Genomic DNA, 21371 nt, shown 5'->3' on the forward strand with positions numbered 1-21371 from the left:
AAACACATGCCCCTTTCGTAATAGATTATGTTATAGTCATCGAGAAGTGATTTGGAGGCGATAATGATGATGATGATTAAAATTACAAATGGACCAACTCTCGAAGGATAGCGCCTGCGGGTCCAATAACTGCGTGTTTCCTTCAACAATGAAGGTGTGAAAGCTATGTCAATTTATCAAGTCGTACCCATGGTCTATGACTCCAAGGAACAGATTGATGCTATTATTTTGCTCGAACAACAATGTAAACAGCTCGATTCCGTGCATCTCAAGGCAGACCTTGATCATATTAGCAAAAAAGACGGAGACCACGCGCTCCTCTGTTATCGTGACGGTGATTTGGCAGGACTCCTCAGTTGGTATAATTCTGACGGCGTAACCGGGAATATTAATGCCATCGTACATCCGCATTATCGTCGCCAAGGTGTGTTCACCAGCCTACTGAAACAAGCCATCCTGGACATGAAACCACAGGGGATTAATCAACTCAGTTATCGCGTTCCTCAGGGCTTATCCTCGGGTGTTCTTACTGCCCAGTCCCTTGGAGCCATTTATGATCGTGCGGAGTATTCGATGCAACTTGTGAATCAAGTCGTTGGGGTTGTGGAATCGCCTGAACTAACGTTGTCCGTGGCAGAAGCCAAGGATATGGAGTTTATGGTCACTTGCACATCCCAGGCTTTTGGAGATTCGGAGGACTGGACACGCAATTACTTTATGCAAACGAATGAACCCACCCGAGTTACCTATATTGCATGGCAGGATCAACAGCCTGTTGGACTGGTACGGGTCAACTCCATTAATGCAACAACTGCATTTATTCATAACTTCTGTATTTTACCCGCTTATCAGGGTCGAAAAATAGGACGCACTGCGCTTCATATTCTGGTGAATCTCCTAAGGAAACAACACTATACAGATATTCGCCTATCCGTTGTTACCGAGAACGAACGCGCTTTGAATCTGTACCGTAGTGTAGGTTTTGAGGTGAATTCAGAGTATCACTATTTCAGCGGTAAACTATAGGAGGAAGTACAGAGAGGGAGAGACGTTCCCGCAAGGAGGACGTTCTCTCTCTTTTCTTTTATTAGACCAGTAAATTTAGTTCAGAGATGATTGGAGAATTGGAAAATTAATTTATAGCCATCAAACGTATGTCCGTACATTTCCCGATAGTGACCTTCGGTATAATTAGCCACTGTTTTCCGCCAGAAAGACTGGCCGATCTTATTGTTCTCCGATGGATTGGTGAACAACTCCCATCTTCCTCTAAACCTTCCGAAGATTGTCGAAGCTGCGTGTTCAGCCACGCCTACCCCTCGAAACGGCTGCATCAGAAAGAAATCATGTACGAAGAAGTCTATTCCTTGTGAGCAATATGGCGGCGTGGCTATGAATGCGAACCCTGCTGGAACGCCATCCACAATCATCAGAAACGGATACAGACATTCCGGTTGCTCCCACCAGATGTTCTGTACATCATACTGATCCTGTAACGTTTTATAATCAGGACTCGGTTCGAAAATGCCGTGTTCATTCGGGGTATGCTCTCCACCTAGACCGTAATGACCGGATAGATCATGAAGATATAGCGGGTACATATTTTTAATCACATACGCCTCGTCTTTATTCGTTAATTTCACTTCTATATTCATATTCACCAACCCTGTCAGATAATTTGAAAACGTATTTCAAGAACTCCCTCTCGCATCCTTGCACCGTCATATGAATTGTACGCAATATCACCAGCCCCGAATATATAAAGAATCCTTCATAACCATTCTTTATTCTTCTTTACAGGAAAAAAGCCACATTCGATGGCTCGAACGTAGCTTCTATAGTTTCATCCCTTTTTGCAATATACAATTTTTTTGATGCTATCCACGGATAAACAGAATTGCACTGCAAGCTGATCAATGGTCGATCCCGCAGCAAAAAGCTGGCGGATTTCAACATTCCGTTCCTTAATAATCCTTCTGCCGCCCGAGTTCTCGCCCCACTTCTTGTGGGCACCCTTGGGCCGCGGAATATAGATTAAGCCACCAGGGATATGACGCTGTATTTCTCTAAGTAATTCTTCCGGGAAGATGGTATCCGCATTAATATATTTCATGTTGCTCCACTCCTTAAAAGTTAAAATCTTTAAGGCAGCAGAGTCTTACGATGAACACATTGAATATGCACTACAATGGTATGGCGGAAATGAATTCCAGGCTCTATGCAAACAACCGCCGTTGTTCATCACATGGACTCTGCATAGAGCGGGTCGTGAAACTTCTTATGAATCGAATCATGGTAGCCCCCCATTCATATTCGTGCTGAAGAACTTCAACTATCTATACCATAATAAGGAATAATTATCTTAATGGCAAAATCTACACGTCAAATCGGTAATAAACCCCTGTTAATTCTTCTGAAACGCTCCATAGCTTGTTTGAAATGTCGGCATTATATAATTTTTCGATAACCTTGGCGGTCTTGGGATAGCCCTTAGTACCACCAATACCGCCAGGAGCAATATACTCTCCTCCCGTAATCGTTGGATTTGTTGCAGCGTACAAAGTAGGTAATGCCCCCATGTGTGCAGGTTGACTAATGATTTTCAGAAGACTCCGCATGAATATATTCGCCGGTTTCCCCGAACCGAAGGAGAACAGATTGGTATTCGAAATTCCTGGATGAACGGCGATACTCATAGAATCCATATGGGCGGAATTAAACTTATTCTGCAGTTCTCTTGCAAACATCAGATTGGCCAGCTTGCTTTGACTGTAGAACTTCATGGGAGCATATCCTTTGGAGCCATCCAAATTATTAAAATCAATTGCGCCATTACCCGCTGCCAAACTGCTTAGAGTAACCACTCTCGATTTTGGAGTAGAAATCAATCGGGGCAATAGCAGGCCCGTAAGCGCGAAATGCCCTAGATGATTGCTACCAAACTGCAACTCAAAGCCATCCTTCGTCAACTGGAATGGAGGATTCATAATGCCTGCATTATTAACGAGAATGGACAAGGAATCGTATTGCTCAAGAAACGCGGCTGCGAACTTACGGATACTGGCTAAATCACTAAGGTCAAGGTGCATAACGATGACCTCTCCAGCTACACGTACAGACGACTTTATCTGGTTAGCTGCCTTTTCACCTTTTTCCACATTACGAACAGCAAGGATAACTTTCGCACCTTTTTCAGCTAACGCTAATGCCGTTTCATACCCCAACCCACCGTTCGAACCTGTCACAATCACCACTTTATTGGATACAGTCGGGATGATGTCTTTAGTCCACACTGTGCTCATATCTCTACACACCTCTCTTATCTTTTTCTTACTACCCAAATATCGAGCGTATATAGCTTTTTATCCCCTGCCATACTGACTTATGCTCCGTTCGAGTAACTCTCTAACCTGTTGTTTCAATTCAGGGGGCGAGATCACTTTCACTTCCGGGCCATAGGAGAGTAACTTTCGTGCTGTAAAAGAAAACTCCTCGGGCGGAACCATTCCACGCCACTCGTTGCCTTCAACCGACTTGAACAACACATCTGAAGCGGCCATCCTTGCTCCAAATTCCGTGAATTGCAGCACCGCTTCTACGCTTGCTCTGTCTTCTTTGGCATCTAGCCACGCCTTCAGGCTTGGAACAGATTCATCAACCGATTCCATTACGACCAACTGCTGCATGCGATCCACCCGATACAACAACACGCGATCCTTATTTCGTGCTGGCATGTACCAATACCCCTGCCCATAGTAGATGCCATAGGGAAAGACCCGGACTTTTTTATGACCATTGCGGGCATGATACATAAACTGGATTTCTCTCTTTTCCACCGCTGCACCCAATATCTCGGTTGTTAAAGGTTCGGCATGCTCACCGGGATGCTGGACAAAAGTGATATGCTCTCTCATCCGCATAATGAGGTCCTGTACATCCTGAGGCAAAGTGGAGAAATACTGTTCAGCCAGATGTTCACGCATGGAACCGTACGGAAAATCCGGGACTTGCTGTAGATACTCCAGCATCATAAATAGTCCTAATGCCTCCTGCTGTGTCAGTTGAAGAGGTGGCAAGATCCGATTGGGCAACACCCGATATCCCCCGTTAACACCAACTTCGGTGTACAAAGGAAAACCCAGTGCCTGCAATGCATCCAGATCTCGCTGGATCGTACGTACAGATACGTCAAATCGTTCTGCCAGTTCCCGGGCTGTAAACTTCTGTCTGGAATCCATCAGTCTCATGATGGCCAGTTTCCGATTATTCATATATTCAACTTCCTAACTACGTCAACTTTTGTCATAGTTAAAGTGTAACATACATTGTAGAAGGGAGCGATTACTATGAACAACAACAAAACCATTTTGTACATTGCTATGAGTTTGGATGGATATATCGCAAGACCGGACGGTTCGGTAGATTGGTTATTTGATGTGGAGGGTGATGGTGGAGACAACGGGTATGCGGCGTTTTATCAAACGATCGGTAGCGTTGTTATGGGACGTTATACGTATGAAGAGGTGCTTACACTTTCTGAAGATTTTCTCTATGCGGATCGCCCAACGTATGTGCTTTCCCGCTCGGAACAACCTCCCGCTCCGCATGTACAGTTTACAACCGAGACGGTAGATACGCTCATTCCCCGATTAAAGCAGGATTCTGACGGAGACGTATGGATTGTGGGTGGCGGAATACTGGTTGAAGCTGTGTTAGCCCAAAAATTACTGGATGAGATTGAGGTCGCCATTATTCCCAAAGTTCTTGGTGATGGCATCCCTTTATTCCCGACAGGCACTGTGCCAAGTCAATTCAAAATGATCCGAACTCAGACGCTCGGACAGATCATCTCGATTCGTTATGAGGTACAGAACAGCGATGCAGTGGACACGCCCTCAAATGTCTAGATAAGAAGAAAAGAAAAAGACCATTCTTATGATGAAGGAACCCCATGAAGCGAGACACATCTAACCCTTGGGGTACAATTCATGAAAGAGTGGTCTTTTCATTCCCATGTTTCAAGCTATCCTAACATGCCTCGCACATATTCTGCTAATACCTCTGCCGTCCTACGATGAGATAACTCGCCTGGATGGGTGCGCGCGCCTACCGTCTCTTCGGTTGTATCGGGAAGCTGGATAATCGTAACCTTGCGATCTCCTGTCTTTTTCGTATACGCATTAACCGCACGGTAGATGGCAGGCATCATCGGGAAACCAAGCATGCCATAAGCCCATACGAGATGTGCCGCCGGATTGTTTTTCCGAAGCTTGAACAAGAACTTTTCTACCGCTTTCTCAAAAGCAGCCAGATCTTCTTCATGATACGTACCGTCTTCGTTTAGCCGCTGCTTGTACACCTTGCCGGTGCCAGGGTCTTCCCACTCAGGTGACTGAAACGCACCTCCATCATTGCTACCCAGGTTCACAACCACCACATCCGGCTGCCACGAACCAAAATCATGAGGATCTCCTGCGCCCAACACTTCGTTACGTTCACCAGTAAGCAGGCCACAGACCTGATCGTAAACATCGGGGATGTTCCCCTTCGGATTGTTATCCCAACTTGTCAGCACACCCCAGCCACTTTGCGAGATGACCCGATATTCTGCATTCAATGCCTCTGCTGTCATATACGTATAGTTATGTATGGCACTAAACCACATCGGAATCCAATCTTCCTCCGCTTTAGCCCCAATCGCACCTTCGCCAGATGTAATGCTGTCACCGATAAATTCGATCTTGTATGGTTTTTCCTGCACAGGCAGGAACGCTCCATCGGATTTCACCGCATGAATCTGCAAGGAACACCCCGGATCACCACTCATCGCTTGAACATCTTTAACGATCCGAACATTCTTCACCACATTCGCGTTCATGCCCCGGAATACACAGACCCAGTACCTTCCCGCCGTTAACATCTGTCTGCTCACCGGAACACCGTTGATTACAATGCTGATCCATGATTCATACATGTCGTATTCGGACTCTACCTCAACCCATAGTTCGGAGCCCTGTACATTAAGTTCAACCGCACTTCCCGTCCAAAATAAAGTCAGCGGCGACAACTCTCTGTTTGTTCTGCCATGCACCTTGAGATTTCCGATCTCAGGCAGAGCAGTTACCTTCACATTCTCATTAGATATCACTATGCAAACCTCCTACGTTTGACCCAGATTATAAGCAGGTTCTTGCTGTTATACCCTTCGAAATCTCCCACAATAGCAAGCTTAACATGATCGTTCACGTATTTCTGCACAATCTCGCAGTTCTATAATAAGCAAGAATTATAGACTGTAATTTCTATGATACAATGGGGGTATTTCCTAACCAAACTAACTCTCGTGACATGCGAAGAAAAGAGGAGTCCATGGACACAAAGTGGCTGGAATGGGCCAAACAGATTCAAGCTATCTCACAAACAGGTTTAACCTATGCCAAGGATGTTTATGATATTGAGCGTTATGAGGAATTGAAACGTATTAGTATTGATATCTTAAGCAACTATACCTCTGTTAGCAAAGAGAAAATCTCACTTACATTTGCTAGTGATTCAGGTTACGCAACCCCTAAAGTCGATATACGCGGTGTTGTTTTCAGGGAAGGCAAAGTACTTTTGGTTCAAGAGAAAATAGATGGGGCCTGGGCATTACCCGGGGGATGGAGTGACATCGGCTTATCACCATCAGAAGTAGCTGTGAAAGAAATTAAGGAAGAAGCCGGTTTTGATGTTGTACCGATGCGGTTGTTAGCCGTATTGGACAAAAAATTCCACGGACACCCACCTGAGCCATATCACGTATATAAAATGTTTATCCGATGTGACATTATAGGAGGGCATGCGGAAACAGGGGTAGAAACCAGCGCAGTTGATTTTTTTGCTATCGACGCTTTACCTGAATTATCATTGGAACGAAATACGCTGGAACAAATTAAAATCATGTTTGAATTTCTTGAACAACCAGATAAAGAAGTAATTCTGGATTAAAATAATAACCCCTTCAGCTTCCCGACCTTAGTCCATCAATTCCTGATGTCTATAGTACATGGTCTGCCATAAGGGGTTATCACTTTGACTTTGATAGACTATAAAACCTTACCCAGAAACGCCTTGGTCCGCTCATGTTGGGTATTCTGAAAAAGCTCTACAGGCGTGCCTTCTTCTACAATATATCCGCCATCCATAAAGATCACTCGGTCCGCCACCTCGCGGGCGAAGCCCATCTCATGCGTAACAACAATCATCGTAATCCCCTCGTGAGCGAGGTCTTTCATCACTTGCAGTACTTCTCCAACCATCTCCGGGTCCAGTGCAGACGTAGGTTCATCGAACAACATCACACTTGGGTTCATGGCGAGTGCACGCGCGATGGCTACACGCTGTTGTTGTCCACCAGACAACTGCTCGGGGTAAGCATCCCTCTTCTGAGATAGTCCGACCTTGCTGAGCAGTTCCATTGATTTTTTCTCATTCTCGGCCTTATTCAGTTTCTTGATATGCTTCGGCGCGAGCATGATATTCTCCAGTACGGTCAGATGTGGGAAGAGGTTGAACTGTTGAAACACCATGCCCACATTGGTTCGCAACTGATCGATATCCGTCTTGGGTGAAGTGACCTCGACACCGCCGATTGTCACTTTGCCAGACGTCACACCCTCCAGCAGATTGAGACAGCGTAAGAACGTACTTTTACCAGACCCGGAAGGCCCGATGACACATACGACTTCTTTCTCCTGAATCGTTGTCGAGATATCCTTCAATACCTCATTGGCACCAAACTGCTTTTTCAGATTCTCTACGGTGATCATCGGATTGCATACCTCCTCTCAATGAACCGGGAAGCCCGGGACAATAACACAATAATGATCAGATAGAATATGCCTACCACACCCCAAATTTCGAATGCCCGGAAGTTGGAGGAAATAATAATCTCCCCGCTCTGCGTTAATTCTGCGATACCGATCGCCGACAACAGCGATGTATCCTTAATCGTAATAATGAACTGGTTCACAAAGGTAGGAATCATGCGCCGGGTTGCTTGAGGCAACACGACCAGTCGCATCGTCTGAAAACGAGTTAAACCCAGGGATCGCGCTGCTTCATGCTGCCCATTGCTAATCGAATTGATCCCCGCTCGGAAAATCTCCGAGATGTACGCTCCGGCATTCAGACTAATCGCAATAATACCCGCGGTCATCGCCGGAATGCGCATATCCAGGAATACAGGCAGCCCGAAGTAGATGAAATATACTTGCACCAGAAGGGGTGTACCACGGATGATATCCACGTAAAGTGTAGCTACCAACCGCAACAATCGATTCAAGGAAGTACTCATCAGACCTGAGATCAATCCAATTACCATCGCAATGATGAGCGAGATCACGACCAGTTTCAACGTAACAACTGTACCCTCTAACAGAAGAGGTAGAGCGTCTATGATGACTTGCAAGGAGGAGCCCATCCGTACCACATTCCCTTCTATTTAGCCGCTGTTCCCAGGTACTTGCCAACAATCTCGTCGTACTTTCCGTTTTCCTGCAATTTCTTCAATCCGTCATTAATCTTCTTCTGCAACTCTGTGTCACCTTTGGCAACAGCAATGCCGTAGAAGTCACCGTTCAATCGATCTCCAACGATTTTGAGCTTGGCGTTCGGGTCAATGGCAATCTTATAGGAAATGACCGGGAAATCCTCCAGTGTAGCATCTGCGTTTTTGTTCGCGACCTCCTGATACATCGATGGGCTGTCATCAAAATATTTCACGGTTGCCCCATAGGTTTTTGCATATTCATCTGCAAGATTGGCACCTGAGGTTCCTTTTTTAATTGCAATAATCTTTCCCTTTAAATCTTGAGGACTTTGGATGTCCGCGTTATCTTCATGTACGATTAAGGACAGACCAGCCTGATAATACGGGTCCGAGAAGTCCACCACTTTTTTACGTTCGTCGGTAATGCTAATGCCAGCAATGGCTCCGTCCAGTTGATTCGCCGTAATCGCTGGAATAATGCCTTTGAAGTCCATCGGTTTGATCTCTACCTCAAAGCCCTCTTCTTCCGCAATCGCGTTCATGAGGTCAATATCGATTCCTACATATTTGCCGTCCTTCTGGAACTCAAAAGGGGGATACGTTGCATCGGTACCAAATGTGTATTTCTCAACAGCTGAACCACTTGCCGACTGGGCACTATTCTCTTCACCCGATTTCGCTGCACCGCAGGCACTAAGTGTTAGAGTAAGAACGGACGCCATTACAATGGATGCTACCTTTTTCATAGAAAAACCCCTTTTCCGAATTAGATTGGGATCGACCGAATCGACCATTTGTATTTATGTACGTATTGTAATTTGCTCCCTACGCGAACTTACATGATCCTACATAAAATAATTACAACTTATGAAAATTAAATTAACATAGAGTGTTTTTTTGATAGTTAAACGCGAAAAAGTGCTAATAAAAGATCTTATTTCAGCATTTTATGTAAGGTTATATAACGATAATGAGCGTTAAAAATACAAAAACCGAACATCCGTGAAGTGTTACCTCCGGGATTTCGGCTTTTGGATATGAGATATCATATCTCAGTTATTCAGTTATTCATCTTTTCAATCGTCTCCATATAGAACACATGCAGGAACTTTTTGATATTCACCTTGCCTTTGTCGGCTGCCTGATCTTCTTCCATGGCTCTCATCTTCACTCGAACATCCTGAAAGTCAAAGTAGAGGGGCGCATAATGCTCAAACTTGTGGTTGCTATAGTCGGTGAGTCCAATCGAGGCCATGTTCGTTAACGCGGCAATTACCGTTCTGCGAATACGTTGTTCCATCGCCTTACTCTCTTTCTCCACATCTTTGGGCGTAGACTTGTACGTCTGGGCCACTGCTTCGTATGACTCCTTCAGCGGCGGCCACTCCCCGGCGCGCTTCTGATCAATTACATATTCCATAAGGGCCACTATATCCTTGCTGCCACTTTCTCCGATGATCCCCAGATCCATCAGAATGCTCCTAGCCGCATCTCGCACCGAACGACCTTGGGCAGGGGCTGGCACCTCCACCAGATTTAATCGGGCCATTGACTGCTTGATCTCCAGGACGTAGCGTTCATACTTCCACTGTTCATTCACTTTGCTGAGCACATGCTCCACTTCTACCCGATTAATCGGTTTATGAATGAAGAATTCAATTCCGTTCTGGTAGGCAGCACCTACCATCTCCTTGTTCTCCACCTGAGAGATCATAATGAATTTGCCGGTATACCCGCTGTGCTTCAGTTTCGCAACCGTCTCAATTCCGTCCTGATCCGGCATCAACAGATCAATCAGCACCACATCGGGACGCAGATCCATGATCATCCGCGCTCCTTCTATGCCGCCCTCTGCCATACCTGCAAGCTCGCCGATTCCACAGGATTCAATGATATCATGCAGCATGCTTCGGCTGACCACATCATCATCCACGATCATGATAGAAAGTGTCATCGACATCGCCCCCCTTGATTAGATTCATTTTGGGAATAGCTATAGCAAATGTAGTCCCTTTCCCTTCCGGAAGTCCCGAGTCTACCTTAATGTATCCCTCCAATGACTGAACGATATCACGTACATGGGACAAGCCAATGCCTGTTGCGGCAATGCCGACTTCATTGAACTTCGTTGTATAGCCCGGTTCAAAGATCACATCCCGTTTGGCTTCAGGTACGCCTTTTCCAGTATCCATCACGACCAAATGCACGTCATCTCCCTGCTCATACACATGAATTCGGACCTTCCCATCGTACTCAATCGCCTCTACCGCATTGGCAATCAGGTTGTTCATGACCGTTAGAAGAGGAATGTAATACGGAGACTCACAATCATACTGTTGCTCGATGTCGATCTCCACCTGCTTATGCAGCATCTCACTATATTTTCGGTTTGCTTTGCTGGCAAAGTTCAGCACTTCGGACAAGCTCATGTTGACCGCTTTTTCGTTATCATACAATTTCAGCAGACCCGCGAGAATCCGTTGTGAGTCCTTCTTCACTTCATGAATCTGCTGAGCAATGCCCAGCGTACGCTGACTGTATTGGTTCATCTCATGCTCTCGAAGATCTCGATATAGATCATAGCTGTCTGCCGTAATGCCTTCGATCGTATTCATTGCTTTTTTCAAGTAAAATACCTCGCCATACAGACCTGAGTTTACACTCAGCATCTGCTCCATCCGTTTCTCCTGCTCTGCATGCAAAAGCCGCATCTGTCTCACCGCAAAGCTGTTGTACAGCCCAATTATAAAATAACTTCGCAGACCGCCCACCACAAGCAGATACAACCATTCCTTCATATAAAAGATATTGGTCCCACTTAACATGCCGCGAAGCAGCAGCTCAACAAGGTTAGAGGAAAAGTCGATACAGGTAATCAGGCCGCCGAGCAGAAGAGGCTGCATTTCATGGAATCGATGCCTGAGCTTGCTAAGACCATAAGCAAAGACTACATAATACACGCCTGCCCCCAGATTGTCCCGCATGCTTTCCAGAATGGATACGGTCTGTACATGATTGATGAGATCTGCCGACTGAAACAGAAAACTTGCCATACCTGTCAGGATTCCTGTCTTCACATAAGACAAATGTGGCATAATCATCAGCAGAAATAAAAGGATGCTAACCCCCAGGCCGATTCGGAAGTAATCTTCCCGGAACGGATTTATCTTGAATTGCGCCCCTACCGCTGTGGCAAAGGCAATGGCCGTCATCTGCACATTCTCGTTTTTGACCCAATTGCGCATCGATCTCTTCACCCACTATAACAACGTTTAGCGCCCAATGCCGGATTCCGCGCTTCTAATGTTAAATATACTAACATATGAATGATGCATTAGAAATAATTAAAATTAGGGAATGAATAAGAGCGCAACACAAAAAGGCCGGAAGTTTTCACTTCTACGGCCTTTTCCTTATACTTCGTCCGGAATATCAAAGGATACCATCGTCCCCTCACCCGGCTCACTCACGATCGATAATCCCTGACCATACCGTTGCAACAATCTGCGGTTCGTATTCACAATGCCTATTCCGCCTTTTCCACCTGGCGTAGCATGTAGCAGCTCTGCAACCTTCTCCGGTTCCATGCCTTTGCCATTATCCTTCACCTCAATACGGGTATAACCCTCATGGCGAGTAATGGATAGGCATACTGTCCCACCCACATTTCGGCTTAATAACCCGTGTCTTACGGCATTTTCAATCAAGGGCTGAATCGACAGCGGCGGGAGAAGTAGAGGAAGATCCGGCTCTACGTTTAGTACCACCGACAATCGATCTTCAAATCGCGTTTTCTCAATAAAAAGATAGGCTTCCACGAGTTCCAGCTCGTATGATAATTTCACCAGTTCCCCTGTATTGAGATAGTTGAAGCTAATTCGTAAATAGGATGAAAAAGCTTCACCAAGCTTCCGCATATGCTCTGTATCAATATCACTTAGGACCATAAGTGAATTCAGCGTATTGAACAGGAAATGCGGCTGGATCTGAGCCTGCAAATAAGCAGCCTCCATGCGTAAGCGCTCCTGGATGGACTGATTTAACATGGTCAATGCACGTATCCGATATTTTAGCTCCAGCGCATCTACAGGCTTCGTGACATAATCATTGGCTCCCGATGCAAAACCGGTATATATATCCGGTGGCTGGCTTCTTGCAGTTAACAACAACACCGGAAGCTCTGACATGGAGAATTGTTCCCGCACCTTCTGGGTTAATTCATATCCGGACATATGGGGCATCATCACATCCGTTATGAGCAGATCCCACTGGCGTGTGCCCAGCAGTTCCATCGCTTCCTGGCCCGACCGGGCTGTAGTTATCGTGTAGGGTTCATTTGAAAGAATGCTGACCAGCACATCCAGATTCACCGGATCATCATCTACAGCCAGAATGGTGGCTTTCCCCTCTTTTAACAACGGAGCCATTTCTGCTGTCGCCATGACTTCTTCGTCCCCCATACCTGAGCGGGGTAACAGGAATCCGCTAGGTGCATCTTGCATCATCTCCGCGGCCTGTTCCCATATCGGAGGAAGCTGTGACTGAGTCTGATGGGTGGTTTCATTCGCGAGCGACAGGTCAAAGCTGAATATCGAACCCTTTCCGAGTTCCGAGTGAACCGTTAGTGCCCCGCCGTGCAATTCAACGAGCTCTTTACAAATGTTCAGTCCAAGCCCGATGCCTTGTCCATCGCTTATTCCATATGACCCTTGTTCATACGGAAGGAAAATACGCATCCGCGTGTCCTCATCCATGCCAATGCCGGTATCCGTCACATGAATCAGAGCCTGTCCTTCACGAATTTCGGCACTCACCGATATCGTTCCTTCCTCGGTATGTTTAAGCGCGTTATGCAGCAGATTATACAAAATCTGAACGAGCCTTTCTTCATCAGCCATGACCGGCGGGAACGATTCCGGAATCTTCATATGAAGGTGGACCGGTTTGCGTTCTGCCATGAATTGAAGCATGGCGATAATACCTGGCACAACCGACTGTATGGAAAGAGGGGCCTGACGTAACACAATACGATGTTCCTTCAGCCGGACTACATCCAGTAGATCACCGAGGAGATGGGACATTCGCCGACCGATCGTAATCAGCAGTTCCATATCCTCCAGGCTCCGTCCATCCAACTTGTCCTTCTCTCGGGTGACTACATTGTGAGCGATGTTAATGATCCCGTGCAGCGGAGTCCTCAGTTCATGTGATGTATTCGCCAAGAACTGATCTTTAATTTTGTCACCCTTCTGCAGTTCTTTATTCAGCTTGATGTTCTCCTTGGCATTTCTGAAGTATTTCTTGAACCAATAGGCGGAGAAGCCGGTAATGGCAAAGATGATGTCAATGGGATAATAGACTGTTGTCACATCTTTCGATGTCTCACTTGTACTCCACAACATATTGGATATGATGCCTCCGGCTGTCAGGAGTAGAAAGACCATATCCCGATCAGCCTGTTTCCTAAAGAGCATGACACCTACAATGTACAGGAACCAGAGAGAAGAGACGAGAAAGAATAAGTCGATAAAAGCGTAATGAACCATGGCATAGACAACGTGAATGGGCACAGCCAAAATAACAGCAATATAAGCCAATGTCGTGACAATGCCTAATTGAAGGATCTTTGTTGAGATATGTACCACGGTCAATCTCTGGAACAACAGCAGAATACAGGCATTTTGCAGCAGCAGACCAATCAGACGAAGCTTGATCCCCCACGTATAGTTAATAGGAAGCCATAACATCAGAATGTTATCATGACCAGCCATAACCACGATGCCAACAGCTAAGGTTAATATAGCTGCAACAAGTAAGGCCCGCTCCTGGGGATTGAACACAAATAGAATACAGGCATACATGCCATGAAGGAGTAGAACGAGAAAAATGGCCAGTTGAAAACCAATGGAATACCAACGTGCGTAATCAACCGCCGCCTGGGAACCGAAGCGAACGGGTTTACCGATCCCTCCTATGTACGGGCTATCATAATTGGCTACACGAATGAGTAATTCGATCTCGGTGGTTCCATCATGTTCATAGGTCGCCGTATACGAGTTACTTCTCGGTACATATGTATCTGCATCCTCCGATATCCTCCCCATTCCACCTGTGATATCCCCATTGAGTTCAATCTCGGATGAACTTCGAATGTTTTTGAACCAGAAGGCCACAGGTGTTTGGAGGGGATCCGTCAAAATGCGTAATCGGTATGTGGCATAGCCAATTGCACTCTCCAGACCCCGATTATTCTCGGCATTCTCCCAATTGCCCGGAACTTGAACTACGCCTGCCGCAGCTCCTCCCCTACCTGAAATATCCTTACTGGTAAGTAATTCATTCGAATATAGTTCCCATTCTCCATTCAGATACATGATCGGCGTGCGCTCCAGATCAACACCTCGTAAGTCAAGTACACCATTCACAGCGTGATGCTCATCCAAGGCAGGGAAGAACTGCGACCAGACCCAACGCATGCCAACCAATGCCACTAAAATAATCGACAGGATCAGAACATATTTGAAACGACTTGCGGACTTTGGTTGTCGTAACTTCATTGGATACGCTGTCCTGACTTGATCAGTCCCAGCTTCCAGTCCCTGTACCATTCGCGGACCTCTTCACTAATCGGTATCTCCAAATCTTGCTCCATTCTGGTAGTTAAGAGACGATACTGCTCCTCCACACCGAGATCGTTGTGCATTTCATCATATAACTTCATTAGAATAAAATAACTTTCTTCTTCATCCGGAAGCATATGCTGGATACGTCGTGTACTCTCAATCACTTTATCCGTCAGTCCATGCTGCTGGTAATACAGACTTAGTTGTCTCATATGATACAGCCACAGATAGCGTAATCTTTCCCGCTCAGGTTCAGCCCACATGTATTCATAATTACCAAGATAGGTACCCTTATATAGATGAAGCGCTTGCTCATAGGCATGAACGGTACTTGCGTCTACGGCCTTCCATTGCCTGATTTCCCGTTCCCACTGCTCACTATCCAACTGAGCCTCACCCAATTCAAGTCGATAACCTGCCTCCAGGTGTCCACTTTGAATCTTAATCATATCCATATTGCAAGTTTTCAGGGTTTGGCGGACATGGTACATCGTAGTGTAGAGTTGGTGTGCCGTCTTCTCCTCTTCCATTCCCGGCCACAGAAGCTCCAGCAGAACACTGCGATGAATAACCTGGTTCCGATGGTGAAGCAGGTATGCAAACAGCTCCTGCGCCTTGCTTGTGCGCCATTTGGCAACCTGAATATCCTTGCCTGGAAGCTTAAACTGAATCTGATTAAAACAGCAAATCAAAGGTACGTTTGTATCCTTTGAACGTTGCTCGCGTTTTACACTCAGTTTCTCTCTTACACGACTCACCGTCTGCTTCAATCGATCTTTTTGGATAGGCTTCATGACATAGTCCAAGGCCTGAAGTTCGAAAGCATGTACCGCATATTGATCGTAACTGGTTACAAATATAATCTCGGTGCCGGATGATACCGCCTGAATCTGTCTACCCAGATCCATCCCATCCATCTCTGGCATATGGATATCCAGAAATACAACATCAGGTCTGTGCTCCACAATGCCTGCGATAGCCTCTGTTGGATTCATATATGTAGCAATAATTTCGATGTCGCTTACTTCTTTTTCTAGTGATTTTTGAAGGCCTATCAACGCTAGACGTTCGTCGTCAACCAATATCACTTTCACAGGAGCTTCCTCCTCGACCCTGAGGTCTTGAGATTTATTTTCACTATTATATCATAGGCATTTTAAGTATTATGGTTCTCATTTCCCAATTTCAATTTCTAGCAATTTAATTGTATAATATTAAATAGAAGACAGGTTAACAATCCGGTCTGGAAGAAAGGAAGGTTTCATATGTCAGATGCGAATCAAAGCTTCGGGCAAGCCCTTGTTAAATCATTAGTGGGGGAACGCGGTCATATCCGCATCGCCCGTGCTCTACCCGATATCGATGTCACACTTGCTGCTCGAACGCACGAAGCCATGCCATATACGATCTATCAGTTGGTGAAACATATGCATTATTGGCAGCAATTCATGCTCGAACACTTGGAAGGACGCAAGCCACAGCCCCCTGCTAACGCGAGTGAGAGCTGGCCTGAGGAGAAAGGCCCTCAGGACGAAGCAACCTGGAAGGCAGATATTCAGGCATTCCTGGATGGGGTTGATCAAGCGGTAACCATTGCAGAAACAGCACAATTAGATGAGCCACTACTTTATTTCCCGGGGGAAACCAAAGCAGGACTTCTGCGCAATATCGCCTCCCATAACTCGTACCATCTAGGGGAGATTGTTCTGCTACGTCGCTTCTACGGTGCGTGGCCGCCTCCAGGTGGCGGATATCCGGCGTAAACCATAATTGCATCAGATCTAGTGAACGAATATACAGACACATCTAAGCTGTGAAAGGAGCGATTGTTCCTTTTACAGCTTCTTGTCGTTAGAGGCAAGTTACAAGTAACACCCATTGAACGTACAGGTTATAACGCTCGTATCCTGCTCCAGGCTCATATATTACTTCAAAGTACGTATATGACTTTGAGGTGCGTACTTCTCACCCTTCTTTTTCTGGCCCACAATATGAACAGAAGAAGAGAGGAGCATGTCCATTGCAAACCGAACCATCTGTTATCCGCTACACTGCCCTTGTTATCGGTGCTGGAGGCGTCATTGGAAGAAACCTTATTGATTATCTGATGACACTTCCCGAGTGGAATGTCATTGGTGTATCTCGCCGCGGAGGGGAAGATGCCCCCAGATTACGTTATATATCAGCTGATTTACTGAATGAAGCAGACACACAAGACAAACTAAGTCATTTAACGACCGTTACGCATATTTTCTACGCCGCGTATCAGGATCGCCCAACCTGGGCCGAATTGGTACAGCCCAACTTGGCCATGCTCGTCAATGTGGTGAATACGATTGAACCGATCGCTCCAAATCTGCAACATATTAGCCTAATGCAAGGTTATAAAGTATACGGTGCGCATCTGGGCCCATTCAAAACACCTGCCAAAGAAACGGATGCACATCATATGCCCCCCGAATTCAACGTCAATCAGCAGCAGTTTCTCGAGGAACGGCAACCCGGAAACAGCTGGACCTGGTCAGCCCTTCGCCCGTCTGTGGTGTGTGGATTTGCCCTGGGTAATCCAATGAATCTTGCCATGGTTATTGGCGTATATGCGGCTATCTCCAAGGAACTTGGCTTGCCACTTCGATTCCCTGGAAAACCAGGAGCGTATCATTCGCTGCTTGAAATGACGGATGCCACATTGCTCGCTCATGCAACCGTATGGGCAGCAACCGATCCGCGATGTGCCAATCAGGCATTTAATATCACCAATGGCGATCTGTTTCGCTGGAATGAGCTTTGGCCCCGAATCGCTGCTTTTTTTGAAATGGAAACCGCACCTCCACTCACCCTCTCACTTGCAACTGTGATGGCAGATAAAGAAGATCTATGGAAGTCCATGATTGAAAAGTATGGTTTGGTGAACACCCCTTATGATGATGTCTCTTCCTGGGCATTTGGTGACTTTGTCTTCTCGTGGGATTACGATTTCTTCGCAGATGGTTCCAAGGCTCGCCGCTTCGGATTTCATGATTTCATTGACACTGAGGCTATGTTTATGGATATTTTCAGAAATCTACGTGATCGCAAGATCCTTCCGTAACGTAAATAAAATGCAGAATAAGCCGATTCCTGAATTCCAGAATCGGCTTATAGCAGTCACTCAACCCTCCGTAGTCGTTGGTGGCTTAAACAGAATTTTTCCTCGATCACCATAAACATTCTCCACGTGTATATCGCCCCACCTACACATCAGATGAAGAATCTCTTTAAGAGTCCACCCATACGCTGTTAACTCATACTCCACTTTAGGCGGGACCTGGTGATGAGAAATTCGGACAATGACCCCCGCCTCCGTTAATTCACCAAGTTGCTGAGTCAACACTTTCTGGGTGATCGAAGGGATCAGTTTCATCAGTTCACCATTACGTTTCTTGCCAAAGGTAAGATGGAATAGAATAACGGGCTTCCACTTTCCCCCGATCACTTCAAGAAAAGCTTCAACTGCGGTGTTATATACTTTGAGCGGTTCCTCCATATCACCTTCGGTCTCCCTTCGAGTCTATTGCTTAATCTTCCCGATTCATCTTCTCAAAAATACGGACTAGTTGCGCTCGATCCTCTTCGTTTAATTTCTGGAATAAATTCTTACGCAGCTGCTGGCCCTCCAAGATTGCTCTTCCGAGGACTTCGGTCCCTTTATCCGTAATGTTCAAATAAATAATGCGACGGTCCGCTTCATCAACCATTCTAACGACTAGTTCCTTGGCTACCATCTTGTCCGATAAATAACTGAGTGTAGGCGGCGTGAATCCTAATTTTTTTGCAATATCCGAAGGTCGGCTTTTTCCATTCTGATGGAGATGACTGAGTACAAGCACATGAGAGACACCAAGGTCCTCATTAAATGCTTTGTTCCATTGTATAATCAACTTGTTGGTGAAATTATCCATATTGTGTATAAGCTCAAAAATGTTCTGTTCTTCCATTAGATCCTCCTTGAAAAATAAAACAACAGCCCTCATTTAACTTAAGGGCTGTCATCATTTTACACGCTATTGGGCTGAGTAGCCACCATCGATCACCAGTTCAGATCCTGTAATGTACGAAGAATCATCCGACGCCAGGAACAACGCGGCTTTGGCAATATCGATAGCCTGGCCCAGACGCTGCAAAGGCGTTGCCTGAATTAACCGTTCAAGCAGTTCTTTCGATGTGTTCAAGGATTGGGTCATTGGTGTCTCAATGATCCCAGGAAAAAGTGCATTCACCCGAATGCCTTGACGACCAAAGGTGGTCGCAGCGGCTTTGGATAATGCACGTACCGCGCCTTTGGATGCCGAGTAATGGTTAAAGCCTTGTCCAATCATGGCCGTGTATGATGAGATATTGACGATGGAACCTTTTTTCTGGGCTGCCATATAGGGAGTGACATGTTTCATGCCAGCGAATGGGCCGTAACCGTTAATGGAGAGCATTTTCTCCCAATCCTGTGCATTGATTTCCTCAAAAGGCTTCTCTGAAGAAATGCCTGCATTGTTGACCAGAATGTCAATTTTCCCAAATCGTTCATTCACTACTTTCGCCAGTGCCTGCCAATCTTCATCCGAAGATACATTCAACTTCATTCCGTACACATTCTCTTTTTGGCTTACTCTCTCCAGTGCTTCCTCATTAATATCTGCTGCAATGACGATGGCGCCTTCCTGCGCAAAAAGATCTACCATGCCCTCTCCGATTCCCGAGGCACCGCCAGTAATAATAGCTACTTTATGATCTAATTTTCCCATGTGGATCACTCCTAACGTATTGTCATTCATGCTTACGATGATGTTTAAGCTCCTTATGTGAAGAAACCAAGCTATTTAGACTTATTATATTTAGATGTCTAAATATTTTATGTCTAAATATTATCAGAGTCACTTCCTTTATGCAACGAGCATACCCGTATATCCTTATTTTGGATTTGTATAACAGATCTCATTCATCTATTTTCATTCTTTGACATATGGATAGCTCGGCAACATCGCCGTGTATACCACCAACCTGACAGCAAAAAGACTGCTCCCTTCGCTAGGGTGCAGCCTTTTCAATTTCAACGATTTGTATAAAGAGGAACTCCAGCTCTTCCTTACAGTACACCTTGAAGGTTTGCAGGGTGATTTTCTTCATTCACCAGACCTTGAATAAAGGTCTCAAAATTGGGCGCAAGCCAAGTGATCTTGTAGTTTTCATTTTTATCCACATGAACAACCTCGGGCTCACCAGCATTGCCGGATTCACGATAATCCAGCATCACGATCTCCGAATCGGAAGGGCACTCACATAACACAACACCAATCTCGGGGTACCCTCCCTGCTCGATGATGTACCGGCTACCCGATTGACCACCTAACGAATGTGCTTTCTCACGTCCAATACCCAGTATTCCCTTGACCTCAACGCGAATTTTCTTGGCAGCCTCTGCTTGGCTAACAGGATAATACCGATAGTGGGGAACACCACCATTATGTAATTTCATCATGTTTATATAGGATGTTGGCAGCTTGAACACCAACTGCTCCTCCATTGACTCGATCTGTCCATCGGTAGGTGGGGCCAACACATATTGATCCACGGCTTCAGCACTGTCATTCCAAAAACCTGTTGGTTCCAGATGGCTAACACTAACAGGTTCATATGAGATTTCAGTAACAGATGGGACGGTATCCACCAATTCATCTACGGATTCCTCTAAGAGTTCCTCTGAGGGCTCCTCCTCCATTTTGCTTCGAATCCATTCCAGAAACTCCAGCGTATCTTCATCCTCAGGCTCCAATTCATCCGCTCTTTCGAACGCCTGCTGTGCATGCGCATACTGCTCCAGATAGTAATAAGCAAGTCCAATGCGGTAATGCCAGAGTGGGTCACCTGTGCCCTCTTCAGCAACCGTCAGGAATTGTTCAACCGCTTCATCGTACCGTTCCAGGTTATTCAGCGCTCGGCCCAGATGGTTAACCAGCTCATAATCCCTTTCTTCCACAGGAATCGCTTGAATTGCATCTACAATTTCCTGAAATTCATCTTCTTCATGCCACTCTTGCAATTGAACCAACAGATCGTCTCTCATTCCTTTGGCCTCCCCGTTCATTCACTCATGATTACGTATTGAAAATTATACCACTATTCAGATCACCTTCTCCAGCCAAGCCAGATCCTTGAGCCTGTCACGAATCAATTTCTACTCATTC

General features: G+C 45.8%; 22 protein-coding genes. 5 read left to right on the top strand and 17 right to left on the bottom strand.

Features of this window, described 5'->3' with window-relative positions; genetic code table 11:
* Positions 1-165 precede the first annotated feature (165 nt).
* Positions 166-1026 carry a GNAT family N-acetyltransferase gene (locus tag NLBNIHML_RS16735; RefSeq protein ID WP_494352364.1) on the top strand — a complete coding sequence of 287 codons (861 nt, stop codon included), beginning with the start codon at positions 166-168 and terminating at the stop codon, positions 1024-1026.
* An 80-nt stretch (positions 1027-1106) separates the two neighbouring features.
* Here NLBNIHML_RS16735 and NLBNIHML_RS16740 read toward each other — a convergent pair whose 3' ends face one another.
* From NLBNIHML_RS16740 to NLBNIHML_RS16755, 4 genes are all read right to left on the bottom strand, one after another.
* Positions 1107-1655, bottom strand: coding sequence for a hypothetical protein (locus tag NLBNIHML_RS16740; protein WP_494352365.1), 549 nt, complete (start codon positions 1653-1655; stop codon positions 1107-1109).
* 188 nt (positions 1656-1843) lie between these two features.
* Positions 1844-2113: a CD3324 family protein gene (locus NLBNIHML_RS16745; RefSeq protein ID WP_494352366.1), complete on the bottom strand. Its 270-nt coding sequence runs from the start codon at positions 2111-2113 to the stop codon at positions 1844-1846.
* 262 nt (positions 2114-2375) lie between these two features.
* Positions 2376-3302 (bottom strand): oxidoreductase, encoded by a 927-nt coding sequence (locus NLBNIHML_RS16750; protein ID WP_494352367.1) that lies wholly within the window; start codon positions 3300-3302, stop codon positions 2376-2378.
* 60 nt (positions 3303-3362) lie between these two features.
* Positions 3363-4271: a helix-turn-helix transcriptional regulator gene (locus tag NLBNIHML_RS16755; protein WP_339257996.1), complete on the bottom strand. Its 909-nt coding sequence runs from the start codon at positions 4269-4271 to the stop codon at positions 3363-3365.
* A gap of 75 nt (positions 4272-4346) precedes the next feature.
* Between NLBNIHML_RS16755 and NLBNIHML_RS16760 the strand changes: the two genes are divergently transcribed.
* Positions 4347-4907, top strand: coding sequence for a dihydrofolate reductase family protein (locus tag NLBNIHML_RS16760; RefSeq protein WP_339238790.1), 561 nt, complete (start codon positions 4347-4349; stop codon positions 4905-4907).
* A 116-nt stretch (positions 4908-5023) separates the two neighbouring features.
* Here NLBNIHML_RS16760 and NLBNIHML_RS16765 read toward each other — a convergent pair whose 3' ends face one another.
* Positions 5024-6148: an SGNH/GDSL hydrolase family protein gene (locus tag NLBNIHML_RS16765; protein ID WP_494352368.1), complete on the bottom strand. Its 1125-nt coding sequence runs from the start codon at positions 6146-6148 to the stop codon at positions 5024-5026.
* Complete coding sequence (locus NLBNIHML_RS16770) at positions 6148-6258, bottom strand: hypothetical protein (protein WP_494352369.1); 111 nt, start codon at positions 6256-6258, stop codon at positions 6148-6150. Before NLBNIHML_RS16770 ends, NLBNIHML_RS16765 begins: the two co-directional genes overlap by 1 nt.
* A gap of 111 nt (positions 6259-6369) precedes the next feature.
* Here NLBNIHML_RS16770 and NLBNIHML_RS16775 point away from each other — a divergent pair, with 111 nt between their 5' ends.
* A complete protein-coding gene (locus NLBNIHML_RS16775) occupies positions 6370-6987 on the top strand; it encodes an NUDIX hydrolase (protein WP_494352370.1) in 618 nt (205 codons plus the stop codon).
* Between the two features lie 98 nt (positions 6988-7085).
* On the opposite strand, the gene NLBNIHML_RS16780 is transcribed toward NLBNIHML_RS16775, so the two are convergent.
* The 7 genes from NLBNIHML_RS16780 to NLBNIHML_RS16810 all read right to left on the bottom strand — a co-directional run bounded on the left by NLBNIHML_RS16780 (position 7086) and on the right by NLBNIHML_RS16810 (position 16247).
* Positions 7086-7808 (bottom strand): amino acid ABC transporter ATP-binding protein, encoded by a 723-nt coding sequence (locus NLBNIHML_RS16780; RefSeq protein WP_339238791.1) that lies wholly within the window; start codon positions 7806-7808, stop codon positions 7086-7088.
* The gene (locus NLBNIHML_RS16785; protein WP_494352371.1) at positions 7805-8461 is read right to left on the bottom strand and encodes an amino acid ABC transporter permease; all 657 of its coding nucleotides are present in this window, start codon (positions 8459-8461) and stop codon (positions 7805-7807) included. Before NLBNIHML_RS16785 ends, NLBNIHML_RS16780 begins: the two co-directional genes overlap by 4 nt.
* Before the next feature lie 17 nt (positions 8462-8478).
* Positions 8479-9276 (bottom strand): transporter substrate-binding domain-containing protein, encoded by a 798-nt coding sequence (locus tag NLBNIHML_RS16790; RefSeq protein WP_494352372.1) that lies wholly within the window; start codon positions 9274-9276, stop codon positions 8479-8481.
* 314 nt (positions 9277-9590) lie between these two features.
* Positions 9591-10484: a response regulator gene (locus tag NLBNIHML_RS16795; RefSeq protein ID WP_494352373.1), complete on the bottom strand. Its 894-nt coding sequence runs from the start codon at positions 10482-10484 to the stop codon at positions 9591-9593.
* Positions 10456-11775 carry an ATP-binding protein gene (locus tag NLBNIHML_RS16800; protein ID WP_494352374.1) on the bottom strand — a complete coding sequence of 440 codons (1320 nt, stop codon included), beginning with the start codon at positions 11773-11775 and terminating at the stop codon, positions 10456-10458. The genes NLBNIHML_RS16795 and NLBNIHML_RS16800 overlap by 29 nt, the downstream gene beginning before the upstream one ends.
* A gap of 168 nt (positions 11776-11943) precedes the next feature.
* Entirely contained in the window at positions 11944-15087 is a 3144-nt protein-coding gene (locus tag NLBNIHML_RS16805) for a hybrid sensor histidine kinase/response regulator (RefSeq protein ID WP_494352375.1), read from the bottom strand.
* A complete protein-coding gene (locus NLBNIHML_RS16810; protein WP_339238796.1) occupies positions 15084-16247 on the bottom strand; it encodes a response regulator in 1164 nt (387 codons plus the stop codon). The genes NLBNIHML_RS16805 and NLBNIHML_RS16810 overlap by 4 nt, the downstream gene beginning before the upstream one ends.
* Before the next feature lie 171 nt (positions 16248-16418).
* Between NLBNIHML_RS16810 and NLBNIHML_RS16815 the strand changes: the two genes are divergently transcribed.
* Positions 16419-16916 carry a DinB family protein gene (locus tag NLBNIHML_RS16815; RefSeq protein ID WP_494352376.1) on the top strand — a complete coding sequence of 166 codons (498 nt, stop codon included), beginning with the start codon at positions 16419-16421 and terminating at the stop codon, positions 16914-16916.
* Positions 16917-17173: 257 nt separating this feature from the next.
* Positions 17174-18244 carry an SDR family oxidoreductase gene (locus NLBNIHML_RS16820; protein ID WP_494352377.1) on the top strand — a complete coding sequence of 357 codons (1071 nt, stop codon included), beginning with the start codon at positions 17174-17176 and terminating at the stop codon, positions 18242-18244.
* 60 nt (positions 18245-18304) lie between these two features.
* Here NLBNIHML_RS16820 and NLBNIHML_RS16825 read toward each other — a convergent pair whose 3' ends face one another.
* From NLBNIHML_RS16825 to NLBNIHML_RS16840, 4 genes are all read right to left on the bottom strand, one after another.
* On the bottom strand, positions 18305-18679 hold the full coding sequence (locus NLBNIHML_RS16825; protein ID WP_494352378.1) for a winged helix-turn-helix transcriptional regulator: 375 nt from the start codon (positions 18677-18679) through the stop codon (positions 18305-18307).
* A gap of 31 nt (positions 18680-18710) precedes the next feature.
* Positions 18711-19130, bottom strand: a complete 420-nt coding sequence (locus NLBNIHML_RS16830) for a MarR family winged helix-turn-helix transcriptional regulator (RefSeq protein ID WP_339238800.1) — start codon at positions 19128-19130, stop codon at positions 18711-18713.
* A gap of 66 nt (positions 19131-19196) precedes the next feature.
* Positions 19197-19931, bottom strand: coding sequence for an SDR family NAD(P)-dependent oxidoreductase (locus NLBNIHML_RS16835; protein WP_339238801.1), 735 nt, complete (start codon positions 19929-19931; stop codon positions 19197-19199).
* A 341-nt stretch (positions 19932-20272) separates the two neighbouring features.
* The gene (locus NLBNIHML_RS16840) at positions 20273-21250 is read right to left on the bottom strand and encodes an SMI1/KNR4 family protein (protein ID WP_494352379.1); all 978 of its coding nucleotides are present in this window, start codon (positions 21248-21250) and stop codon (positions 20273-20275) included.
* Positions 21251-21371: the final 121 nt, after the last annotated feature.

This window comes from Paenibacillus sp. JNU01, from assembly GCF_059130585.1.

What these genes read in the sequence shown, in the direction of transcription:
- NLBNIHML_RS16785 (WP_494352371.1), bottom strand. Translation starts at nt 8,461, where the DNA reads ATGGGCTCCTCCTTGCAAGTCATCATAGACGCTCTACCTCTTCTGTTA.
- NLBNIHML_RS16760 (WP_339238790.1), top strand. Translation starts at nt 4,347, where the DNA reads ATGAACAACAACAAAACCATTTTGTACATTGCTATGAGTTTGGATGGA.
- NLBNIHML_RS16745 (WP_494352366.1), bottom strand. Translation starts at nt 2,113, where the DNA reads ATGAAATATATTAATGCGGATACCATCTTCCCGGAAGAATTACTTAGA.
- NLBNIHML_RS16825 (WP_494352378.1), bottom strand. Translation starts at nt 18,679, where the DNA reads ATGGAGGAACCGCTCAAAGTATATAACACCGCAGTTGAAGCTTTTCTT.
- NLBNIHML_RS16815 (WP_494352376.1), top strand. Translation starts at nt 16,419, where the DNA reads ATGTCAGATGCGAATCAAAGCTTCGGGCAAGCCCTTGTTAAATCATTA.
- NLBNIHML_RS16740 (WP_494352365.1), bottom strand. Translation starts at nt 1,655, where the DNA reads ATGAATATAGAAGTGAAATTAACGAATAAAGACGAGGCGTATGTGATT.
- NLBNIHML_RS16795 (WP_494352373.1), bottom strand. Translation starts at nt 10,484, where the DNA reads ATGACACTTTCTATCATGATCGTGGATGATGATGTGGTCAGCCGAAGC.
- NLBNIHML_RS16830 (WP_339238800.1), bottom strand. Translation starts at nt 19,130, where the DNA reads ATGGAAGAACAGAACATTTTTGAGCTTATACACAATATGGATAATTTC.
- NLBNIHML_RS16805 (WP_494352375.1), bottom strand. Translation starts at nt 15,087, where the DNA reads ATGAAGTTACGACAACCAAAGTCCGCAAGTCGTTTCAAATATGTTCTG.
- NLBNIHML_RS16780 (WP_339238791.1), bottom strand. Translation starts at nt 7,808, where the DNA reads ATGATCACCGTAGAGAATCTGAAAAAGCAGTTTGGTGCCAATGAGGTA.
- NLBNIHML_RS16790 (WP_494352372.1), bottom strand. Translation starts at nt 9,276, where the DNA reads ATGAAAAAGGTAGCATCCATTGTAATGGCGTCCGTTCTTACTCTAACA.
- NLBNIHML_RS16800 (WP_494352374.1), bottom strand. Translation starts at nt 11,775, where the DNA reads ATGCGCAATTGGGTCAAAAACGAGAATGTGCAGATGACGGCCATTGCC.
- NLBNIHML_RS16750 (WP_494352367.1), bottom strand. Translation starts at nt 3,302, where the DNA reads ATGAGCACAGTGTGGACTAAAGACATCATCCCGACTGTATCCAATAAA.
- NLBNIHML_RS16755 (WP_339257996.1), bottom strand. Translation starts at nt 4,271, where the DNA reads ATGAATAATCGGAAACTGGCCATCATGAGACTGATGGATTCCAGACAG.
- NLBNIHML_RS16835 (WP_339238801.1), bottom strand. Translation starts at nt 19,931, where the DNA reads ATGGGAAAATTAGATCATAAAGTAGCTATTATTACTGGCGGTGCCTCG.
- NLBNIHML_RS16735 (WP_494352364.1), top strand. Translation starts at nt 166, where the DNA reads ATGTCAATTTATCAAGTCGTACCCATGGTCTATGACTCCAAGGAACAG.
- NLBNIHML_RS16775 (WP_494352370.1), top strand. Translation starts at nt 6,370, where the DNA reads ATGGACACAAAGTGGCTGGAATGGGCCAAACAGATTCAAGCTATCTCA.
- NLBNIHML_RS16840 (WP_494352379.1), bottom strand. Translation starts at nt 21,250, where the DNA reads ATGAGAGACGATCTGTTGGTTCAATTGCAAGAGTGGCATGAAGAAGAT.